The sequence below is a fragment of the Micromonospora sp. WMMC250 genome, assembly GCF_027460215.1.
GTDB classification, from domain to species: domain Bacteria; phylum Actinomycetota; class Actinomycetes; order Mycobacteriales; family Micromonosporaceae; genus Micromonospora; species Micromonospora taraxaci.
In genome coordinates, this window is record NZ_JAPZBJ010000002.1 from 1560107 (window position 1) to 1581525 (window position 21419).

At 71.7% G+C, this 21419-nt stretch carries 17 protein-coding genes; 9 read left to right on the forward strand and 8 right to left on the reverse strand.

Annotation, left to right across the window (positions count from 1 at the left end; genetic code table 11):
- Positions 1–12 precede the first annotated feature (12 nt).
- Positions 13–2229 carry a hypothetical protein gene (locus tag O3438_RS06750; protein ID WP_269679107.1) on the forward strand — a complete coding sequence of 739 codons (2217 nt, stop codon included), beginning with the start codon at positions 13–15 and terminating at the stop codon, positions 2227–2229.
- Between the two features lie 13 nt (positions 2230–2242).
- Here the strand turns inward: O3438_RS06750 and O3438_RS06755 are convergent, their stop codons facing one another.
- From O3438_RS06755 to O3438_RS06780, 6 genes are all read right to left on the reverse strand, one after another.
- Positions 2243–3094, reverse strand: a complete 852-nt coding sequence (locus O3438_RS06755) for a PmoA family protein (protein ID WP_269679108.1) — start codon at positions 3092–3094, stop codon at positions 2243–2245.
- Positions 3091–3813: a hypothetical protein gene (locus O3438_RS06760; RefSeq protein ID WP_269679109.1), complete on the reverse strand. Its 723-nt coding sequence runs from the start codon at positions 3811–3813 to the stop codon at positions 3091–3093. The genes O3438_RS06755 and O3438_RS06760 overlap by 4 nt, the downstream gene beginning before the upstream one ends.
- On the reverse strand, positions 3797–4678 hold the full coding sequence (locus tag O3438_RS06765) for a carbohydrate ABC transporter permease (protein ID WP_269679110.1): 882 nt from the start codon (positions 4676–4678) through the stop codon (positions 3797–3799). The genes O3438_RS06760 and O3438_RS06765 overlap by 17 nt, the downstream gene beginning before the upstream one ends.
- Positions 4678–5661 carry a carbohydrate ABC transporter permease gene (locus tag O3438_RS06770; RefSeq protein ID WP_269679111.1) on the reverse strand — a complete coding sequence of 328 codons (984 nt, stop codon included), beginning with the start codon at positions 5659–5661 and terminating at the stop codon, positions 4678–4680. Before O3438_RS06770 ends, O3438_RS06765 begins: the two co-directional genes overlap by 1 nt.
- 72 nt (positions 5662–5733) lie before the next feature.
- Positions 5734–7083 (reverse strand): ABC transporter substrate-binding protein, encoded by a 1350-nt coding sequence (locus O3438_RS06775; RefSeq protein WP_269679112.1) that lies wholly within the window; start codon positions 7081–7083, stop codon positions 5734–5736.
- A 19-nt stretch (positions 7084–7102) separates the two neighbouring features.
- On the reverse strand, positions 7103–8233 hold the full coding sequence (locus O3438_RS06780) for a LacI family DNA-binding transcriptional regulator (RefSeq protein ID WP_269679113.1): 1131 nt from the start codon (positions 8231–8233) through the stop codon (positions 7103–7105).
- 237 nt (positions 8234–8470) lie between these two features.
- On the opposite strand from O3438_RS06780, the gene O3438_RS06785 reads away from it, so the two are divergent.
- From O3438_RS06785 to O3438_RS06820, 8 genes are all read left to right on the forward strand, one after another.
- Positions 8471–9799 carry a Gfo/Idh/MocA family protein gene (locus tag O3438_RS06785; protein ID WP_269679114.1) on the forward strand — a complete coding sequence of 443 codons (1329 nt, stop codon included), beginning with the start codon at positions 8471–8473 and terminating at the stop codon, positions 9797–9799.
- Positions 9800–9823: 24 nt separating this feature from the next.
- Positions 9824–11257, forward strand: coding sequence for a glucuronate isomerase (uxaC, locus tag O3438_RS06790; protein ID WP_269679115.1), 1434 nt, complete (start codon positions 9824–9826; stop codon positions 11255–11257).
- Positions 11254–12558, forward strand: coding sequence for an enolase C-terminal domain-like protein (locus tag O3438_RS06795; protein WP_269679116.1), 1305 nt, complete (start codon positions 11254–11256; stop codon positions 12556–12558). The genes uxaC and O3438_RS06795 overlap by 4 nt, the downstream gene beginning before the upstream one ends.
- The gene (locus tag O3438_RS06800; protein WP_269679117.1) at positions 12549–14042 is read left to right on the forward strand and encodes a mannitol dehydrogenase family protein; all 1494 of its coding nucleotides are present in this window, start codon (positions 12549–12551) and stop codon (positions 14040–14042) included. The genes O3438_RS06795 and O3438_RS06800 overlap by 10 nt, the downstream gene beginning before the upstream one ends.
- Positions 14043–14111: 69 nt before the next feature.
- Positions 14112–15290 (forward strand): Gfo/Idh/MocA family protein, encoded by a 1179-nt coding sequence (locus tag O3438_RS06805; protein ID WP_269683588.1) that lies wholly within the window; start codon positions 14112–14114, stop codon positions 15288–15290.
- A 49-nt stretch (positions 15291–15339) separates the two neighbouring features.
- Complete coding sequence (locus O3438_RS06810) at positions 15340–16683, forward strand: pectate lyase family protein (RefSeq protein ID WP_269679118.1); 1344 nt, start codon at positions 15340–15342, stop codon at positions 16681–16683.
- An 82-nt stretch (positions 16684–16765) separates the two neighbouring features.
- Entirely contained in the window at positions 16766–17491 is a 726-nt protein-coding gene (locus O3438_RS06815) for an HD domain-containing protein (RefSeq protein WP_269679119.1), read from the forward strand.
- 146 nt (positions 17492–17637) lie between these two features.
- Positions 17638–19125, forward strand: coding sequence for an FAD-binding oxidoreductase (locus O3438_RS06820; RefSeq protein WP_269679120.1), 1488 nt, complete (start codon positions 17638–17640; stop codon positions 19123–19125).
- A gap of 237 nt (positions 19126–19362) precedes the next feature.
- Here O3438_RS06820 and O3438_RS06825 read toward each other — a convergent pair whose 3' ends face one another.
- Positions 19363–20145 carry an AfsR/SARP family transcriptional regulator gene (locus O3438_RS06825; RefSeq protein ID WP_269679121.1) on the reverse strand — a complete coding sequence of 261 codons (783 nt, stop codon included), beginning with the start codon at positions 20143–20145 and terminating at the stop codon, positions 19363–19365.
- 136 nt (positions 20146–20281) lie between these two features.
- Positions 20282–21409, reverse strand: a complete 1128-nt coding sequence (locus O3438_RS06830; protein ID WP_269679122.1) for a hypothetical protein — start codon at positions 21407–21409, stop codon at positions 20282–20284.
- Positions 21410–21419 lie beyond the last annotated feature (10 nt).

Here is a 21419-nt window from a genome sequence, read left to right on the forward strand (position 1 = left end):
GACCCTGACGGCGTGGACAGGACGCCGGGACGCGAGGCCGTGGAGCTGCGCGTGCACGGCATCTCGGGTGTCACGGCGGAACGGATCCTCGATCACCCGATCGTGGTCCGCGTCGCCGGGAACAGGCACGCGGGTTTCTTCCGGCCCCGACCGGGCAGTGGCACCGCGGGCGGGGCCACCGACGGCGTCGCCGTCGAGGCGTACCGCTGGGGTTCGTTGACCGCCGGCGCGGCCGTGCGGACCGCCTCGATGCTGCTGCTGCTGCCCTTCATGCTGAGCAACCTGGCGATCTGGCTCCGACCGCCGCAGCACGACCGGCGGGGGCTGCTCGGCGTGCTGTGCCGGCTGCTCGCCGGCACCCTCACTGTCACGTTCATGTTGGCGGCGGTGGGCGTCACGCTGGACCTGGTCGGCTGGCAGTGCGTGCCGTACCCCGGGTGTCGCGCCAGTCGCCCCTACCTGGCCTGGTTGCACACCCTCCCGGCCGGGCCCAGGCTGGCCCTGCTGGCGGTCGTCTCCCTGCTGGCGCTGTGGGTCGTCTGGGCCATCGGCACACGTTCGGCGAGGGCCTTCGAGGGGTTCGGCCCGTCGTCGGCGCAACCCCGGTCCGGCAACCGGGACGAGAGCCTCACCGACGCCGGCTTCTGGCAGGACGCACAGACCACGGGTTGGCTGCGACAGGTCCACGTGGTGCTCGGCGTCGCGACGGTGGACGTCGCCCTGATCGCCGGCGTCTCGCCCGGCGGGGTCGGCGCTGCCGGTCACGTCGCGCTGTTCGGCATCGCGCTCGGGCTGCTCGGGTCCGGCGTGGTCCTCCTGGTCCGGCCGGCGCCGGTCAGCCCGACGGGGGCCCGACGGCTCCTGCGCCCGCTGTGGGCGGCCACCGTGGTGGTGACAGTGTCGTGCCTGGCTTCGGCCACGCTGGCGGGCGGGGCACCGTCTGGTTCGGGCAAGCTGCCCGGCTACGAGGGCACCGCCGCCGGAGTGGTCGCCACGCAGGGTGTCCTGCTCGTCGTGCTCACCGTCGTCACGTACCTGCGCCACCGTGGCGGCCACCGCGACGAACGCCCCGTCCTGCGCGGGCTCGGCAGCCCGATCATGGCAGCGGCGGCGGTGAGCGTCGGTGCGGCCTTCACCGCGACCCTGGTCTACCGCGTCGCGGACGCCCTCGACCATGGCGCGATCCCCGACCCGATCCGGCCCAACCCGCCGATCGTCGGCCCGCTGGAGCCGCCGGTGGCCTACTGGTGGGCCGCGCTCGCCGGGCTCGCCGCACTGCTGATCGGCGCGGCCGTCACCTCGGCCACCCTCCTGCTGAGCAGGCGACGGCGACGACGGCTGGCAGCGCGGATCGTGCAGCGGGACTACCCGGACGTGCCGGCGGCTGACGCGCACCGGTTGCACCTGGTCCAGGAGACCATCGCCCGCTCCCGGGTGACGGAGGAGCTGGGACCGGTGCTGGTCGCGTTCCTGGTGATCGCGTCGCTCGGGCTGGCCACCGTCACCTTCGACGTGATCGGAATCGGACCCACCCAGCTCGCGGCCCGCCTCGGTGGACACGGGGGCGCCTTCGCCGTGCTCGCCGCGTACGTCACCGACGCCGGCGTGTGGGTGATCAGTCTGCTGGTGATCTGCCTCCTGGTCCTCGGGTTCCGCGCGTACCGGTCCTCCCAGACCCGGCGGGTGGTGGCGGTGCTGTGGGACCTCGGCACCTTCTGGCCCCGAACGGTCCACCCGTTCGCGCCGCCCTGCTACGCCGCCCGTGCCGTCCCCGAGCTGGCGAAACGGGTCACCGGCCTCACCGCGCGGGGGCCGGTGGTCATCTCCGGACACAGCCAGGGCTCGGTGCTCGCCGCCGCCACGATCCTGCAACTACCTCCGTCCGTGCTGGCCCGGGTCTCTCTGCTGACCTACGGTTCACCGCTGCGGCGCACCTACGCCCGGCTCTATCCGGCGTACTTCGGGCCGGAGACGCTCCGCGACCTGGGCGGTCGGGTCGGGTGGCGGTGGCGCAACCTCTGGCGGGACACCGACCCGATCGGCGGACCGATCTTCCCGCACGACGCGGACGGACCGCTCGGAGAGGTCGACAGTCGACTGCGTGATCCCTCCAGCCTGACCATCGACCTGGCGGACACGGTGCCGCCCCCGATCGAACGGCACTGGCCGTACCACACGCAGGCCGCGTACCAGCGTGCCGCGCACGAATTGATCGACCGGTCCCCCTGACGTCGCACAGCGGTCAGGGCACCATCGCGACCAGGCCGGCGACACCGTTCCGGTCGAGGGTTCCGTCGACCACCCACACCCGGTACCGCCCGTGCCGGCTCCCACCGACCGGCAGCACCGCCGGGCGGTCGAAGGCGAACGCCACGCAGACCCCCGGATACATCGCGGTCCGCACGAACCACCTGTCGCCCCGCCCAAGACCCGCGAAGACCAGGGTGTACGCCCCGCCGCCCGGCCCGACGCCGGTCAGCGCGAGCCACGGCGCCGCGCTGCCGTTGACGGTCGCCTCCCCGGCGGCGTCGGCGGTGAACACCTCCGGCTCGCCGTCGGCGACGGCCCGCCAGAAGAACCCGCCGTACCCGGCCCCGCCCGGGCGGCCGTTGGTGGCCGGGCTGCCCAGACGCACCTCCCGGTCGTCCGGTGCCACGAGCACGGTCTCCAGGTCGAGCCGCCAGACGTCCGGCGTCAGCGCCGACGCGGCGAGCCACCGACGCTCGGTCAACAGGACCCCACCGGCGCGGTCGCGCCACTGGAGGTCGTGGACGTACCCGCCCGGGGACCGCTCGACCTCGCCGGTGTGGGCGATGACGCCGTGGTCGTCGCGCCAGGTGTAGCCGACGTCGCGCACGTAGGTGCGCCCGCCCCAGAGGTTGCTGCCGTTGACGTCCTGCACCGCCAGGGACGCGCCGAGGTGCCACACGTGGTCGGCGGGGAGCGCGTCGGTGACGACAGTGCCGCCGAGGGTGCGTACCGGGTGCAGGTACGGCCGGGGGCCGTGCCGCGCGTCCAGCGTCGGGCCGATGACGTACCGGGCCACCTCGGCCCCGCCGGCCAGCAGCCGCACCGGCTCCGGTGTGCCGCTCACGGCAGCTCCGGGTGCGCCGGCACCGACCGGCCGCCGGCGGGGTCGACGGCCACCAGTCGGCCGGCGGCGCGGCCTCCCCCTCGGGAGGTGACGCCTGCGGCGATCGGCCGGCGGTTGGCGACGGCGTGCAGGGCGGCCAGCGTGTATCCGGCGAGGATCGGCACCGCGACCGGGGTGACCAGGATGGCGAGCAGCCCGGCGAGCGCGACGACCCCGGTGGGCGCGGCCCAGCGGGTGGGTGCGTCGAGGCAGGCCCGCGCCGCCGAGCCTGCCGCCTCCCGCCACCGTCCACCCCCGCCCACCTCGACGACGACCAGCCCGGCGTACCCGGCCAGGCCAGCCGCTACCAGCACCGTCACCAGCAGCGCCACCGGCCCGCCGGGCACCCGGCCGGTGGCCAGCGCCGCCAGGTCGGCGGCGAGCAGCCCGGCCACGGCGAACACGAGCAGGCTGACCGGCACCCCGGGCAGCACCGCACGGCCGAAGCGGCGCAGTGTGGTCCGCGCGGACGGCCAACCGCCGGTACGCGTCCAGTCGTGCACTGCCGCGCTGGCCGTGCCCATCGCCGCGGCGACGGTGAGCAACGGCAGGGCGGAGAGGGTCAGCAGGATGCCGAGCAGCGCGAGGTCGGCGGCGTCGCGGACGACGTCGCGCCAGTCGCGCCGTTCGGCGGCGTCGACAGGTTCGGCCCTGGACGCCGGTTCAGCCCTTGATGCCACTGGTGTTGATCCCCTCGACGAGCATCCGCTGGAAGGCGACGAAGAACAGGAAGACCGGCAGCAACGACAGCACCGACATGGCGAACATCGGCCCGACAGCGCTCTGGCTGGTCGAGTCGATGAACAGGGTCAGCGCCACCGGCACCGTGTAGTCCTCCAGTTGGGACAGGAAGACCAGTTGCCGGAAGAAGTCGTTCCAGGTCCAGATGAACGAGAAGATCGCCGTGGTGACCAGCGCCGGGCGGCTCAGCGGCAGGATGATGTGCCGGAAGATGCCGAACGGGCCGGCACCGTCGATCCGGGCTGCCTCGTCCAGCTCACGCGGCACCCCGCGCATGAACTGCACCATCAGGAAGACGAAGAACGCCTCGGTGGCCAGGAACTGCGGGATGAGCAGCGGCAGGTAGGGCCAGTCGCCGCCGACCAGCCCGAGGGTCCGGAAGAGGATGTACTGCGGCACGATCAGGACGTGCTGGGGCAGCAGCAGCGTGCCGATCATGACGGCGAACCACATGCCGCGCAGCCGGAACCGCAGCCGGGCGAAGGCGTACGCGGCCAGCAGGCAGGAGAGCCCGTTGCCGACCACGGTGAGCAGGCTGACCATCGCGCTGTTGAGGAAGAACCGGCCGAAGCTGACGTCGAAGTTGGACCACCCGGCGGTGTAGTTGCCCGGGGTGAACCGCTCGGGCAGCAGCCCGAGGTTGTTGACGATCTCCTCCTGGGACTTCACCGAGGTGCCGATCATCCAGATCAACGGGTAGAGCACCACGGCGACGATCGCCACCAGGATCAGCAGCCGCAGCACGGGCCGACCGCCGGGGCGTCGGCGTGGGTTCGGTGGCGCTACGGCCGTCGGGGTCGCCATCACCGGTCCTCACCGTCGGAGTAGTGCACCCAGAATCGTCCGGTGCTGAAGAAGACCGCGGTGATCACCGCGATGGCGAGCAGGAACACCCAGGCCATCGCCGAGGCGTAACCCATGTCGAGCTCGGTGAAGCCGGTGATGTAGAGGTTCAGCGTGTACATCAGGGTGGAGTCGACCGGGCCGCCGGTGCCGTTGCTGAGCACGAACGCGGCGGTGAAGCCCTGGAACCCGTTGATGGTCTCCAGCACCAGGTTGAAGAAGATGACCGGGGAGAGCATCGGCAGTGTGACGTTGCGGAACTGGCGGAACCGGCCGGCCCCGTCGACCGAGGCCGCCTCGTAGAGTTCGGTGGGCACCTGCTTGAGCCCGGCCAGGAAGATCACCATCGGCGCGCCGAACTGCCAGATGGCGAGCACCATCAGCGTCTCCAGGGCCCAGTCCGGGTCGTTGACCCACGGCTTGCCGGTGATGCCGAAGAGGCTCAACAACGAGTTGAACGCGCCGTCGCGGTTGAACATGTTGACCCAGACGATGGCCAGCGCGACGCTGCCGCCGAGCAGCGACGGCAGGTAGAACAGCCCTCGGAACAGCCCGACGCCCCGCCAGGCGCGGTTGAGCAGCAGGGCCACGCCGAGGGCGGCGGCGAGCTTCAACGGCACGGCGACCAGCGCGAACGTCAGTGTCACCCGCACCGCGTGCCAGTACGACGGGTCGGCGGTGAACATCCGCTCGTAGTTGGCCAGCCCCACCCACTCCACCTCGGAGAACGGGGTGAGGATGTCGTAGTTGGTGAAGCTCAGGTAGAGCGACAACAGCATGGGGACCGCCGTGACACCCATCAGCCCGATGAGCCACGGCGACAGGAAGACGTACCCCGCCAGACCTTCGCTGTGCCGGAGACGGCCGGGCCCACGCCTGCCGGTGTGGGCCCGGTCGGTTCCGGCGCCGCGTCGGGTCGGGTCGGGCGCCGTGGTCAACGCCACGAACAGCTCCTCTCCTCGCGGTGGGTCTGTGTCGAAGTCCCCGGGCGGGTGACGTCGACACAGACCCTGGGGTCAGGCGATGGCGGACTTGCACGCCTCGACGAACTGGGCGGCGGCCTCGGCGGGGGTGGCGCGGCCGTACTGCGCGTTCTCGGCCGCCTTGATCAGCTCCGACTTGACCTTGCTGTGTCCCTTGATCGGCACCTGCGGCGACGTGCCGAACTTCTGGGTCAGCTCCGCCTCCACGGCGATGGACTGCTTCATGGCCGGGTCGGTGGTGTCGTCGCTGACCACCCGGCGGAGGTCCAGGTTGGACGGCAGGCCCCGGTCGGTACCGAGCAGTTTGACGGCCTCCATGTCGTTGTTCAGGAAGTTGATCACGTCGACCGCGACGTCCTTGTTCTTGCTGCCCTTGAACACCGACCAGTACATCGAGGCCCGGGCCCACTGCGCGCTGGGGTCACCGGGGTAGGCGATCACGCCCAGCTCGTCCTTGGTGTTCTTCTTCAGGTCCGGCATCTGGTTGGCCCAGACCCAGGAGGTCGCCGACTTGCCGGTGACCACCAACTGCTTGGTGACGTCGCTGGAGTTGCCCTCGTGGATCACGTCGGCGGTCGGGGTGGCCTTGCGGTCGCGGGCGCCCTTCCACAGGTCGAACCACTTGGTCACGTCCTCGGCGGTGAAGCCCAGCTCCTTGCCCTTGTAGAGATCCTTGCCCTGCTGCCGCAGCCAGACCCAGAGGGCCTTGTAGTCGGCGCTCGGGTCCTGGGTGCCGGGCACACCGGTCTTCTTCGACACCTCCTCGGCCCAGGCGATGTGCTGCTCCCAGGTCATCCCGGTGGTCGGCTCGGGCAGGTTGTTAGTGGTCAGCAGCGTCTTGTTGTAGACCAGACCCTGGGTGTTCTCGCCGGCGGCCAGGCCGGCGAGTTTGCCGTCGACGACGCCGTACTGCCAGAGGCTCTCGGGGAACTTGGAGGTGTCCAGCTTGCCGGACTTCTGGTAGGAGGTCAGGTCCAACGTGGTGTTGCGGGCCGCGTACTCGGCCAGGTAGTTGTCGTCGATCTGGAACAGGTCCGGCGGGTTGCCGCCGGCGGTGAGCGTGGCCAGCTTGTCGAAGTAGCCCTGGTTGGCCTGCCAGGTCTTCTCGAAGGTCACGTTCGGGTGTTTCTTGGTGTAGAGAGCCAGCGCGTCCTCGGTCAGCTTGGCCCGGGCGTCACCGCCCCACCAGAAGATGGAGAGCTTGACCGGGGCGTTCGGATCGGCGGAGGGCTCGTCGTCTCCGCCGCAGGCGGCAGCCCCGAACATGAGCGGCGCGGCGACCGTCACGGCGAGCAGGCCACGCAGCAGGCGCCGCCGGGGCAGCGCGGTACGGTGAGCGCGCCCGACGGGCGCGTCAGTGGTGGGGGGCGTTGCGGGGTGCATGTGCGCTCACTCCTCGGCATTAGGAGGCGACGGCGTCACCGGTGGCCGCGGTCGGGATGCCCGGGCCCGCAGGGCAATGCGGGTCCGGGCCCTGCGGCGCGGCCGGGGGACGTGCCGGTCGGGCGTGCGGGCCCGGGCCGGTCGAGTCGCGGATGACCAGGTCGGTCTGGAGCATTACCTGTGCGGTGGTACGACGGACGCCGAGCGCCGTGCCGGCACCCAGCCCTCGCGCGCCGCGCGGTGACTCGGTGTCCTGTTGCAGCAGCATGTCGACGGCCGTCCGGCCGGCGGCCCCGGTGGGTGTGGCCACCGTCGTCAGTTTGGGTCGGGTGAGTCGGCTCAGGGTGATGTCGTCGACCCCGACGACACTCACCTCCTGCGGCACCCGGACCCCGAGCGCGTCCAGCCCTTCGATGAGGCCGATCGCCATCAGGTCGTTGTAGGCGAGCACGGCCGACACACCGCTGCGCCGCACCTGCTCGGCGACGGCGGATCCGCCGGTCTCGGTGGGCGCGTTTGGGCCGAGCACCGTCAGGTCCGCGCCGCCCGCCCGGGCGGCCGCGCCGGCGGCCCGGCGCATCTCCCGGTTGGTCCACGAGCTGCGCGGGCCCCCGAGCAACGCGATGCTGCGGTGCCCGAGGCCGACCAGGTGCTCGATCGCCGACCGGGCACCCTGCCCGACGTCCATCAGCACGCAGGGCAGGCCGGTCACCTGGCGGTTCACGACCACCAGCGGCACCTCACGGCTGAGCTGTTCGATCAGGCTGTTGCTCATCCGTGGGCTGCAGAGCAGCACACCGTCGACCTGCTTGGCCAACGCGTGGACCAGTTCCTCCTCCGCGGTCGGGTCCTCGTTGGTGTCGGCGACGAACACGTGGTAGTCGCGGTGCCGGGCCTGACTCTCCGCCGCCTTGATCAGCGGCGGGAAGAACGGGTTCGCGATGTCCGCGATGATCAGCCCGATGTTGTGTGTACGCCCGGTGATCAGCGCCCGCGCGGCCCGGTTCGGCCGGTAGCCCAGGTCCTCCGCGCAGGCCAGCACCCGGACCCGGGTCTCCGGGTTGACCAGGTGCGGAGCGGAGAAGGTGCGGGACACGGTGGAGATGTGCACACCGGACGCCCGGGCGACGTCCCGGATGGTGACTGGCACGGCGGCCCCTTCGTCCGATGTGGTGGCGGTCACGTGGGTGTGGCCCATTAATGCAAACGGTTGCGCCAGTGTCAACGGTCAATGGCTACAGCCTTGTTGCATTCGGACTCCTCCTGGTGAACTAACGCTTCGCAAACACGGACATTCACCGCCGTTTGTATCGTCGCCGTTGACGCGATCACATCGATCGTGATTACTTCACTGCAAACCTTTGCAGGATCACCGGAGGGCGACCGCATGTCACCGAGAGCCGACGGCCGGGTCCGGTACGCCGTCGTGGGCACCGGCGCGCGCGCCGAGATGTTCGTCCGCGCCCTGGTGCTCGACCACGCCGACACCACCGAGCTGGTCGCCTTCGCCGACGTCAACCAGGCCCGGATGGATGCGCACAACCGCTGGTTGACCGAGCTGGGCCACCGTCCGGTGCCCACGTACCCGGCCGGTGACTTCGCGGCCATGCTGGACGCCGAACACGTCGACGTCGTCCTGGTCACCAGCGTCGACGTCACCCACGACGAGTACGTGGTGGCCGCGTTGCGCGCCGGCCGGCAGGTCGTCACCGAGAAGCCGATGACGGTCGACGTGCCGCGCTGCCAGCGCATCCTGGACACGGTGGCCGAGACCGGTGGCCAGGTGACAGTGGCGTTCAACTACCGCTACAACCCGCTGCACGAACAGGTCCGCCGGCTGCTCGCCGAGGGCGCGGTCGGCGAGATCGGCTCGGTGCACTTCGAGTGGTTGCTCGACGTGCGCCACGGCGCCGACTACTTCCGCCGCTGGCACCGCGACAAGGCCAGCTCCGGCGGGCTGATGGTGCACAAGGCCAGCCACCACTTCGACCTGGTCAACTGGTGGCTGGCCGCCACGCCCGTCGAGGTGTACGCGGCCGGGAGGCTCTTCTTCTACGGCGAGGACGGCCGCCGGCACGGCTACGCCCGCGACTACGACCGGGCGTACGGCTCCCCCGCCGCCGCCGACGACCCGTTCGCCCTGCGACTCGACGCGCACCCCCGGCTGCGCGAGCTGTACCTCGACGCCGAGGCCGAGGACGGCTACCAGCGCGACCGCAACGTCTTCGCCCCCGGAGTCAGCATCGAGGACGACATGGCGGTGCTCGCCCGCTACTCCACCGGCGCCACGATGACCTACCACCTCACCGCGTACGCCCCCTGGGAGGGTTACCGGGTGATGGTCAACGGCAGCCGGGGCCGGCTGGAGTTGGAGGTCACCGAGAACGACTTCGTCGACCGGGGCACCGCCGGCGCGGTCAAGGGCGCCGCCCTACACGGTGTCGAAGCCCCGCCCGAGGGTGGTGGCGCGACCCTCACGGTGCGTCCGTTCTGGCAGCCGCCCCGGCAGATCCCCGTCGAGAGGCGCAGCCGGCACGGTCACGGCGGCGCGGACGCCCGGATGACAGGTGTGCTCTTCGGCGGGCAACCCGACCCGCTGGAGCGCGCCGCGACCGCCGACGACGGCGCGTTGGCCCTGCTCACCGGCCTGGCGGCCAACCGGTCCTTCGAGACCGGTCGACCGGTCCGGGTCGCCGACCTGCTCACCCCCCGCTGACCAGGAGACGAGGAGCCCATCCCCGTGCCGACGTTCGACCACACCGACCTGCTCCTGCCGCCCGAACCGGGCCAGCGCGCGCTGGCCCGGGAGCTGTACGCCCTCGCGGCGGAGCAACCCATCATCTCGCCGCACGGGCACGTCGACCCGGCCCTGCTGGCCGAGGACCGGCCCTTCGGAGACCCGGCGCAGCTGCTCATCGTGCCCGACCACTACCTGACCCGGATGCTGCTCAGTCAGGGCGTACCCCCGTCGGACCTCGGTGTGCCCACCCGCGACGGCAGCCCGGTGGAGACCGACGGGCGGGTGATCTGGCGACGTTTCGCCGCGCACTGGCACCTGTTCCGGGGCACCCCGTCGCGGCTCTGGCTGGAGCAGACCTTCCGCACCGTGTTCGGTGTGCACACCCCGCTCGGCCCGGCCACCGCCGACACCCTCTACGACGAGATCGCGGCCCGGCTCGCCGAGCCGGACTTCCGGCCCCGGGCGCTGTTCGAGCGCTTCGGCATCGAGGTCCTCGCGACCACCGAGTCGCCGCTCGACGACCTCGGCCAGCACGCCAAGCTCGCCGCCGACGGCTGGGGCGGTCCGGGCGGCCGGGTCGTCACCACCTTCCGTCCGGACGACGTGGTGGACATGGAGTTCGAGGGCTGGTCGACGAACGTGGAGCGGCTCGGCGAGCGGGCCGGGGAGGACACCGGCACGTACGCCGGTTACCTGGCCGCGCTGCGGGCCCGACGGGCGGCGTTCATCGCCGCCGGCGCGACGTCCTCCGACCACGGACACCCCACCGCGCGCACCCTGGACCTGACCCCGGAGGAGGCCGAGCGGCTCTACGACCGGGGCCGGCGCGGCCAGGCCGACGCCGCCGACGCCGAGGCGTTCCGGGCGCACATGCTGGTGGAGTTCGCCCGGATGTCGCTCGACGACGGGCTGGTCATGCAGCTGCACCCCGGTGCGGTGCGCAACCACAACCGCTGGTTGCACGCCCGGCACGGCCGCGACGTCGGCGGCGACGTCCCGCAGGCCACCGAGTACGTGCACGCGCTCGCCCCACTGTTGGAGCGCTACGGCAACGACCCCCGGCTGCGGCTCGTGCTCTACACCCTGGACGAGGACACCTTCACCCGCGAGCTGGCGCCCCTCGCCGGCGGGTACGCGGCGCTGCTGCTCGGCGCACCCTGGTGGTTCCTGGACTCCCCGGAGGTGCTGCGCCGGTTCCGGGAGACGGTCACCGAGAGCGCCGGCTTCTACAACACCGCCGGGTTCGTGGACGACACCCGGGCGTTCTGCTCCATCCCGGTACGCCACGACGTGGCCCGCCGGGTCGACGCCGGCTTCCTGGCCCGGCTGGTGGCCGAGCACCGGCTGCCGATGGACGAGGCCGCCGAGACCATCGTCGACCTGGCGTACCGGCTGCCCAGGCGGGTCTTCAACTTCGGAGGCGCACACCAGTGACCACCACCATCACCTCCGTCGAGGTGCACGACGTGCGGTTCCCGACCGCCGCGCGCGGCGACGGCTCCGACGCGATCAACCGCGGCGACTACTCGGCGACGTACGTGGAGTTGGGCACCGACGTCGGGGCGACCGGCGCGGGGTTCACCTTCACCAACGGCCGGGGCAACGAGATCACCTGCGCGGCGGTCCGCGCGCTGGCCCACCACGTACGGGGACGCACGGTCGAGGAGATCGTGGCCGAGCCGGTGGCGTTCTGGCGCTCGCTCAGCGCCGACGTGCAGCTGCGCTGGCTGGGCCCGGAGAAGGGCGTCATCCACATGGCGACCGGGGCGCTGGTCAACGCGGTGTGGGACCTGCGAGCCGCACTGGCTGGCAAACCGATGTGGCGGTTCCTCGCCGAACTGCCCACCGACGACCTCGTCGCCAGCGTCGACTTCAAGCACATCAGCGACGCGCTGACCCCCGACGACGCGGCGGCGATCCTCGACAAGGGATTGGTCGGAGGGGATGGCCGGCTCGCCGAGCTCAAGCAGAGTGGTTTCGCTTCGTACACCACCTCGGTCGGCTGGCTCGGCTACCCGGACGACAAGGTGCGCACGCTGACCCGGCAGGCGTACGACGACGGCTGGCGGGCGATGAAGATGAAGGTCGGCGGCCCGCTCGCCGACGACCTGCGGCGGGCCCGGATCATTCGGGAGGAGATCGGCCGGGACGCGCTGCTGATGATGGACGCCAACCAGGTCTGGGACGTCGACGAGGCGATCACCGCGATGGCCACCCTCGCCGAGGTCGACCCGTACTGGATCGAGGAGCCGACCCACGCCGACGACATCCTCGGTCACGCCCGGATCGCGCGGGCGGTGACCGAGCTGACCGGCGGCCGGTGCCGGGTCGCGACCGGTGAGGTGGCCGCCAACCGGGTGATCTTCAAGCAGCTGTTGCAGGCCGAGGCGATCGGCGTGATGCAGATCGACGCGTGCCGGGTCGGCGGTGTCAACGAGGTCCTGGCCGAGCTGCTGCTGGCCGCGAAGTTCGGTGTGCCGGTCTGCCCGCACGCCGGTGGGGTCGGCCTCTGCGAGTACGTCCAACACCTGGCGATCTTCGACTACCTGCGGGTGGGCACCGCGCTCGACGGGCGGATGATCGAGTACGTCGACCACCTGCACGAGCACTTCGTGGACCCGGTGCGTACCCGTGGTGGCCGTTACCTCCTGCCCGAACGGCCCGGATACAGCGCCACGATGAAACCGGCGTCGATCGCCGAGTTCCGCTTCCCGGACGGTCCGGCGTGGCGGTGACCGTCGGCGCGTCCCGGCTCGGCCTGGGCATGGTGCGCCATCTACCCGTCGAGGCCCGCCCCCTGATCCGGCCCGGGACGGTGCCCACCGGCGTCGTCCACCTGGGATTGGGCGCGTTCCACCGCGCCCACCAGGCGGTCTTCACCGAGGCGGCGGTCGGCGCGGCCGGCGGCGACTGGGGCATCGTGGCTGTCGCGCCGCGCAGCACCGCGGTGGTCGAGGCGCTCACCGCTCAGGACAACCTGTTCACCGTCAGCGCCCTCTCCCCGACCGGCAGCGCCACCCGGGTGGTGGGCGCCCTGAGTGGCGTCCGGCACGCGGCCAGCGACCCGGACGCCGTGGTGGCGTTGCTCGCCGACCCGGCGGTGCGCGTGGTGACCCTGACCGTCACCGAGAAGGCGTACCAACTCGACCCGGTGACCGGCCACCTGTCCCCGGACTCGGCGCTCGCCGCGGACCTGGCCGGCGGCCGTCCGCCGAGCACGGTGCCGGGGCTGCTGCTGCGCGGGCTGGCCGCCCGGGCCGCCGCGGACGCCGGGCCGGTGGCCCTGGTCAGCTGTGACAACCTGCCGGCCAACGGCCGTCGGCTGCGGGGCATGCTCGACCAGACGGTCGGTCGTGCCGTCGGGGTGCCCACCGGGCTGGTCGACTGGGTGGCCGCCAACGTCTCCTGCCCGGGCACCATGGTGGACCGGATCGTCCCGGCCAGCACCCCGGAGACGATCGAGGCGGTACGCCAGGCGCTCGGCGTCACCGACCTGGCGGCGGTCGCCGCCGAACCGTACGCGCAGTGGGTCATCGAGGACGACTTCCCCGGCGGCCGGCCGGGCTGGGAGCACGCCGGGGCGGTGCTCACCGACGACGCCGGCCCGTGGGAGCGGCTGAAGTTGCGCGCCCTCAACGGCGTCCACTCGGCCACCGCCTACCTGGGGGCGCTGGCCGGTCGGGAGACCGTCGCCGAGGCGCTGGAGATCCCGCACCTGGCCGACGTGCTGCGCCGGTTGATCGCCGAGGACGTCGCCGCCAGCTTCACCCCGCCGGACGGGGTCCGGGTGGTCGACTACGGCGAGCAGGTCCTCGCCCGGTTCGGTAACCCGGCGATCCGCCACCGCACCCTCCAGGTGGCGATGGACGGCTCGCAGAAGCTGCCGCAGCGCGTCCTGCACACCATCGCCGACCTGCGGGCGACCGGTCGGTCCGCGCGCTGGGGCGCGCTGGTCGTGGCGTCCTGGTTGCGCTTCGCGCTGGGGTACGCCGACGACGGCCAGCCGTTGCCGTTCCAGGACCCTCTCGCCGGGCCGATCCGCGCCGCGCTCAGCGCTGGCGGGCAGAGCCCGGCGGGCGTTGTCGACGCGCTCTTCGCGCTACGTGAGGTCATCCCGGTGGAGGTCGCCGAGGACGACGAGGTCCGCGCCGACGTGGTCGCCTGGTTGACGGCGCTGGAACGGCACGGCGTCGAGGCGACAGTGGCCGGTGCCCGGTGACCAAGCCGACGGTGGCCGGGCGTGAACCGGCCGGCGCCCGATGAGCGGGCCGACGCTGGCCGGTGGGTGGTGAACGGGACGACGCCGCCACCGCGGGTGGCGGTGATCGGGGCGAACGGGCACGGCCGGTGGCATCGGCGGGTGATCGCGCCGCTGCACGCCGACGGCCGGCTGCGACTGGTCGCCCTGGTCGACGTCCGGCCGGTGGAGGACGACCCGGCGGCGCCGGTGCCCCCCGGCGTCCAGGTGTTCACCGACCACCGGGCGATGCTCGCCGCCACCCGGCCGGACGTGGTGGTGATCTGCACGCCACCGCACACGCACCTGGCGATCGCCCGCGACGCCCTGGCCACCGGCGCGGACCTGCTGGTGGAGAAACCCCCGGTGCTGTCGCTGGCCGAGCACGAGGAGCTGACCTGGGCCCTCGCCGCCGCCGGACGGGTCGCCCAGGTCGGCTTCCAGGCGCTCGGTTCGGCGGCCCTCACCGCGTTGACCGACGCGTTGGCCGCCGGTCGACTGGGCACCGTCACCGGCATCTCCACCGTCGCCGCGTGGCAACGACCGGACGCCTACTACGCCCGCTCCCCCTGGGCCGGCCGGCGAAGCCTGAACGGACGGCCGATGCTGGACGGCGCCCTGGTCAACCCGCTCGCGCACGCGGTCATGCAGTGCCTGGCTGTCGCCGAGGCGCTCGGCGGGGCAACGCCCTGGCCGGTGGCGATCGAGGTGGAGCGTTACCGGGTCCGCCCGATCGAGGTGGAGGACACCGCCGTGCTACGGGTCCTGTTCCGCGCCGGCCCGCCGGTGCTGGTGGCGGTGACCCTGGCCGCCGAGGAGTTCGTGGCGGGCGAGGTCGTGGTGACCGGGACGGCCGGGCGAGCGGTGCTCGAGTACCCGACGGACCGGTTGCGGCTGCCCGGCGACGTGGTGACCCGGCGGGTGCCGGGGCGGTCGGGACTGCTGGAGAACCTGCTCGCGCACCGGGCCGACCCGGCCGGGGTGCCGCTGGTCGCGCCGCTGGCCCGTACCGCGCCGTTCACCGCGCTGCTGGACGCGTTGCGGGCCGCCCCGGAGCCCCGGCTGCTCGACGGTGACCTGGTGACCACCGTCGGCGAGGGCGGGGATCGGGTCCGTCACCTGCGGGGCGTGGTCGACGTGCTGCGCCGGGCGGCCGAGCGGGGGGCGCTCCCGAGTGAGCTGGCGGTGCCCTGGGCGGTCGCCGCGTACCGCGCCGAGTTGACGAGATAGCCGGACAACGAACCCCACACACCCCCACCTCCAGTGAATGGAGACAGTCATGCGCAGAGCCCTCACCGGCGCGACGGTGGTCGCCCTCCTGCTCGGTGCCGCCCCGGCCGCCGCCGCTGCCCGCCCGGACGACCGACTCTCCTGGTCGGCCCGCCAGCTCGGTCGGCAGGCGCTGCCCGCGCGCGACGGCTGGGCGGCCGAGGGCACCGGCACCACCGGCGGTTCGGCGGCGACCCCGGAGCGGACCACAGTGGTGCACAGCCGGGCCGAGTTGGTCGCCGCGCTCGGCGGCGACAACGCCACCAACGCCACCGACGCGACGCCGAAACTCGTCTACGTCGACGGCGTCGTCGACGGTTTCGAAGGACCCGACGGCGCTTTGCTGAGCTGCGCCGACCTGGCGGACCCGGCGTACCGGTTGGACGCCTATCTGGAGGCCTACGACCCGGCGGTGTGGGGGCGGGTCGCCCCGAGCGGACCGCTGGAGGAGGCCCGCGTGCGTTCGGTGGCCAACCAGACCCGGCAGACCCAGATCAACGTCGGCCCGAACACCACGATCGTCGGTCTGCGCGGCGCACGGTTGACCGGCCTGACGTTGATGATCGACCGGACGTCGAACGTGATCGTCCGCAACCTGACCCTCGTCGACGCCCGGGACTGTTTCCCCGCCTGGTCACCGACCGACGGTGAGTCCGGCAACTGGAACAGCCAGTACGACCAGATCTCGGTACGCCGCAGCGAGAACGTCTGGGTCGACCACAACACGTTCACCGACGGCGACAACCCGGACAGCGCCCAACCCGTCCACTTCGGTCGGCCGTACCAGGTGCACGACGGCTCGCTGGACGTCACGCACACGGCCAGCCTGGTCACCGCGTCGTGGAACCGTTTCACCGGCCGGGACAAACTGCTGCTGATCGGCTCGTCCAACACCGTCGGCCCGGACGTGGGACGGCTGAAGGTCACGCTGCACCACAACCTCTTCGACGGTGTCCTGCAACGGCTGCCGAGGGTGCGCTTCGGGCAGGTCGACGTCTACAACAACCACTACCGGCTCGGTGGGGACGACTTCCAGTACGCGCTCGGCGTCGGCGTGCAGTCGGCGATCTACGCGCAGAACAACTTCTTCACCGTGGACGCGTCGGTGGACCCGGCCGACCTGCTCTACGACTGGGGCGGCACGGCGTTGACCGAGCGCGGCTCCTGGGTGCGTCAGGGCGACGGGCCGGCGCGGCCGGCAGACCTGCTGGCGGCGTACAACGCGACCCACGACCCCGACCTCGCCGCCGACGCGGGCTGGACGCCGACCCTGCGCCGCGACCCGGTCCTCCCGACCCCCCTGGTCCCCCTCCTGGTAGGCCCGCTGGCCGGCGCCAACCGCCTACCCCTCTGACCACCCGGGCCGGGTGAAACTCGTGGTCGGGTCGGCGACGTACGGGCTCATCGATATGGAGAAGATCGGCTATAAGTGACGCATGGACTTCCCGCCGCACCTGGGCAGCATGCCGATGCACGCGATCACCGAGATCCACGGCGAACCGGGCCTGCTGGAGCGCTTCCGGTTGGAGGTCCAGCAGTTCGACGACACCTCCCGGGCACGGTTGACCGCCGCGCTCGATCTCGCCGCCGACCTGCACCGCGACGACCGACGCGTCCGTGAGCCATACCTGAACCACCTGTTGCGGGTGGCGATCCGGTTGATGCACCACTACCAGGTGCGGGACGTGGAGGTGATCGTCGCCGGTCTGCTGCACGACGCGGTCGAGGACCACCCGTCCGAGTTGGCCGACGGTGACCCGGGGGCCGACCCGACCGCTGCCGCGTTGGGCGCGCTCGCCGCCCGGTTCGGGCCGCGGGTGGCCACCCTGGTCGCCGCCGTCACCAACCCGGTGTACGACCCCGAGCGCGATCGCAACACGCAGTACCGGGAGCACCTGGCGGTCAGCCTGGACCGGGAGCCCTGGGCTCGGGTGATCAAGGTGTCGGACTTCACCGACAACGGTGTGGGGGTCATCCACACGGTCGGGCCGAAGGTCGTCTCGTCGGCGCGGAAGTACCGGCCGCTGGTGCCGCTCTTCCGGGACCTGATCGGCCGGCCGGACACACCACTGTCGCCCGCGGTGAAGCGGCACATCTTCGCCCAGCTCGACCTCGCCGAGGAGCGTTTCAGCGCCATCCTGGACCAGCCGGCCCCGAACTGACGCTCGCCGCGTCACCCGACCGGGTTCCGCGACACATTCTCGGAGCCGCGTTCACGTCCTCGACCGTACGGTTGGTCTGCGCCAGATGAGGCATTCGCCCTCTCATTTCCGATTCCTGGCGTACCCCGATCGAGAGGACTCGGACCATGCGCGACCTGTCCCGTCGCGATCTGCTCAGGGCGACGGCCGCCGGCGCCGGCGCTGTCGTTCTTCCGAGCGTGATCGCCGGCAGTTCGGCGATCGCGGCCGACGGCCCGTCCTCCGATGACAGGTTCCCGCCGGCCGAACTGACCGGCCGCATCGTCCGTCCCCACAACCCCGACTACGCGGACGCGAGCCTCGGCTGGGACGAGTTGTTCGTGCACTATCCGCTGGTCATCGTCTTCGCCCAGGAGACCCGGGACGTGGTCAACGCCCTCACCTGGGCACGGCAGCACAACGTCGCGCTGCGGGTGCGCAGTGGACGCCACAGCCTTGAGGGCTGGTCGAACGTCGACAACGGCATCGTGATCGACGTCAGCGAACTGAAGGCCAGCCACATCGATCCCGCCGGTCGCATCGCGAAGGTCGGCGCAGGGCTGAACCAGTTGGAGGCGGTGACCGCGCTCGGGGAGCACGACCTGGCTGCTACCACCGGCACGGAGGGGACTGTCGGCCTGTCCGGCGCGACCCTCGGCGGCGGCTTCGGCTTCCTCACCCGCTACCTCGGGATGGCCTGCGACAACCTGATCGGGGCGGAGATCGTCGTAGCGGCGGGCGCGGACGGCGCGAAGGTGCTCGAGGTGGACCCGTGGAACCACTCGGACCTGCTCTGGGCGCTCCGCGGCGCCGGAAACGGCAACTTCGGGATCGTCACCGCACTGACCTACAAGGTCGCCCCGCTCAAGAGCGTCGCCTACCTGCAGGCGACCTGGCCGGGCCTCGACGACCTGCACGGGGTCTTCGACACGTGGCAGCGCACCGCACCGTTCACCGATCCTCGCCTCGGCACCCAACTGGAGATCCACCGAAACGAGATCCTGCTGTTCGGGGTGCTCGCGGAAGGGTCGGAGGCCGAGGTCAGGAAGCTGTTGGCGTCGATCCTGTCGATCGGCGATCCCACGGTCACCGTGCAGATCGGCGGCTGGGGCGACACCTACGCCGGGTTCCAGATCCCCACCGAGGACGAACCCGCGAACTGGAAGTTCTTCTCCCAGTTCACCAGGGAGCCGTTCCCGGAGAAGGCGATCAGCGTGATCCGCGCGTTCATGCGAGACGCACCCACCGACGACAGCAACTTCTTCACCCAGGCCTTCGGCACCGGGGCGCAGCGACACGAGCCGTTCGGTGGTGCGGCCTTCCCGCACCGCGACGCGCTCTTCTACTCCGAGCCAGGAGCGGGTTGGGGCACCCGCGGCGAGCCCGACAGCGGCGACGCCCTCACCCCGGTCGCCCAGGCGTGGATCGCCGAGTTCAGCCAGGCACTGCGGCCCTATGTGGACGGGGCGTACATCAACGTGCCCAACGTCGGGATGGCCGAGTGGGAGACCGCCTACTGGGGACGCAACTTCGACCGACTGCGCCGGATCAAGGCGAAGTACGACCCTCACAACGTCTTCCAGTACGAGCAGAGCATCCCACCCGCGACACACTGACCGGCCCCACCGCGCCCCACCCCACCGCGCCTCGTTCACCCCACCTCACCTCACCTCATGGGCGTCCTTTGCTCTGCACCCACGCATGCACCAGCTACAGAGCGTGAGTGTCGCGCCCGTGGGTGCAGAGCAAAGGACGAAAGACAGGTGTCCGGGGGCGGCGGCTGTGGACGAAAGAGGGTGAGGGTGAGGGTGAGGGTGAGGGTGTGGGGCCGGCGAGGGCCGGGAAGGGGCCGCTTACGGAGACGGAACGGTCACACCGGTCACACCGGCGCGCACGAGTTGCTCCAGCCAGGGTGTCGGCGCGACGCCCAACTCCCGGCCCAGGTCGGCCCGGAACAGCTCGAACCGCCGTACCGCCTCGTTGATGTTGCGCTCCGCCAGGTGCACGGCGATCAACGCCCGGGTGGCGCTCTCCCGCAGCGGCTCCAAATGGACGGCGGTCAGCGCCACCTGCACCGCCTCGCTGTAGCGGCCCTGCGTGGTGAGTCGCTCGGCCAGCGCCTCCAGCGCGTACAGCCGGGTCTGGCGCAGACGCTCCCGCTCGGTCAGCACCCAGTCGTCGTACCAGCCGGGCAGCAACTCGCCGGTCGCCAGTGCCGGCACGCCGGGGCCGACACCCACCACCGGTGACCCGCCGGCCAGGAACGCGGTGGCCGCCGCGCCCAGGGCGGCCACGTCGCTGGTCACCCCGGGGGCCAGGGCCAGCCGATCATCCTCCTGCACGAGCGGCTCGGGGGTCACCCGGTGCAACCGCCAGAGCATGGTGCGCAGGTTGGCACGGGCGCGCTCCTCGTGGGAGCCCGGCCAGAGTGTGCCGGCGGCCTCGGACCGGGCACAGTGCTGCCGAACGCCGAGATAGGCCAGCAGTCGGCGCGCGCCCTGCGGCACCGCCACCGCCCGTCCGTCGCGTTCCAACCCGAACCCGCCGAGCAGTCGTAGCACGTACCGAGGAGGCAGCCCCGTGTCGGTCTCGGGTGTCCCGGTGCGATCGTCCCGCGTCACCTCGTGAACAGCCATGCCTGCGCCCTTCGCACCGATCGCCCCGTGGGAGTTCCACGGTCGGGTGTGGACGATCGTCACGCCAGCGCAGTGTCGTCACACCGACCCGGCGAGCGGCGTGGATCAACCGTTCGCCGGAGTCGGTGCCGGCCGTTCAGCGCAGCTTGCTCAGCGTCTGGGCGTACCCGGTCCATTCGGCGGCGTCGCCGACGTCGGCGCGTACCCCGGCGTCCTTCATGATGCCGAGCACCTGCTCGGGCTTCGCGTCGGCCAGCTTGCCGAGGGTGCTGATCCCAGCGCGGGTCAGCGCCGCGCGAGCCTTGGTGGGCACCCCGGCGAGCATGGCGATGTCGGCGTCCGCGACATTCTCCAGCTCGGCCTCGATGCCGAGCGCCGCCGAGACCGCCGACTGGGCGCCGACGGTGGTCCGGACGATCGCCGCCTCACGCTCACTCACCTCGCCGAACATCGCGTCCAGGCTCGGGTAGCTGGTGTCGGCCGGCAGCACCTTGAGCACGTCGCGGATCGTCCGGCCGTCGGCCAACTCGTCCTCGCCGAAGAACCGGACGAACTCCACCAGCTTCACCTCGCGGGGGAAACGCTCCCGGACGTCGCCGTGCTCGGCGGCGTGACGGGCGAGCTGGGCGGCACCGCGGACCTTCGGACCGACGACCACGTCCACGCCGAGGGTCTCCACGGCGGGCAGCACGATGGTGCCGGCCTTGGTCTGCCAGATGCTGACCTTCTTGTCCATGAACATCGTGGTGCCCATGTACTTACCGAAGTCCAGCGCGCCGATGTAATTGGGGATCTGCTCGAAGGTGTACGGGCCGGGCACGATCTTGTTCTCGTGCACCGTGGAGTGCAGCCGGTTGATCTCCGCGCGGATCTCGTCGAGCAGCCGGCGCAGGCTGACCCGCATCGCCGCCATGCAGGAGAACGCCTTGGCCAGGTCGGCCCCGAGGTGGTCCAGGTCGTGCTCGATGCGGTGGAACCGCTCGTTGAAGCCCTGCTCGCCCGGGGTCTGCCCGGCCTGCACCACGTCCTCCCCGTCGACCCAGTCCGTGTGCGCGAAGGTGCGGGCGAACGGTGGCGGCGCGCAGCCCGGCTCCACGGCGGGGAACGCCTCGGCGTAACTGAACACCCGCTTCGCGGTGCCCACGTTCTCGTAGATCCAGGACGAGACCAGCACGCTGGCGTCCGAGGCCGGAATGCCGTGCTTGGTGAACGCCTCGTACAGCTCGGTGACGGTCACCCCGTCGTAGTTGATCTCACTCGCCATGGTGGTGTCC

Bases quoted from the DNA above. Each gene is read 5' to 3' on its own strand.
- O3438_RS06825 (WP_269679121.1), bottom strand. From the start codon at position 20,145: ATGGCTGTTCACGAGGTGACGCGGGACGATCGCACCGGGACACCCGAG.
- O3438_RS06785 (WP_269679114.1), top strand. From the start codon at position 8,471: ATGTCACCGAGAGCCGACGGCCGGGTCCGGTACGCCGTCGTGGGCACC.
- O3438_RS06810 (WP_269679118.1), top strand. From the start codon at position 15,340: ATGCGCAGAGCCCTCACCGGCGCGACGGTGGTCGCCCTCCTGCTCGGT.
- O3438_RS06765 (WP_269679110.1), bottom strand. From the start codon at position 4,678: ATGGCGACCCCGACGGCCGTAGCGCCACCGAACCCACGCCGACGCCCC.
- O3438_RS06815 (WP_269679119.1), top strand. From the start codon at position 16,766: ATGGACTTCCCGCCGCACCTGGGCAGCATGCCGATGCACGCGATCACC.
- O3438_RS06775 (WP_269679112.1), bottom strand. From the start codon at position 7,083: ATGCACCCCGCAACGCCCCCCACCACTGACGCGCCCGTCGGGCGCGCT.
- O3438_RS06820 (WP_269679120.1), top strand. From the start codon at position 17,638: ATGCGCGACCTGTCCCGTCGCGATCTGCTCAGGGCGACGGCCGCCGGC.
- O3438_RS06830 (WP_269679122.1), bottom strand. From the start codon at position 21,409: ATGGCGAGTGAGATCAACTACGACGGGGTGACCGTCACCGAGCTGTAC.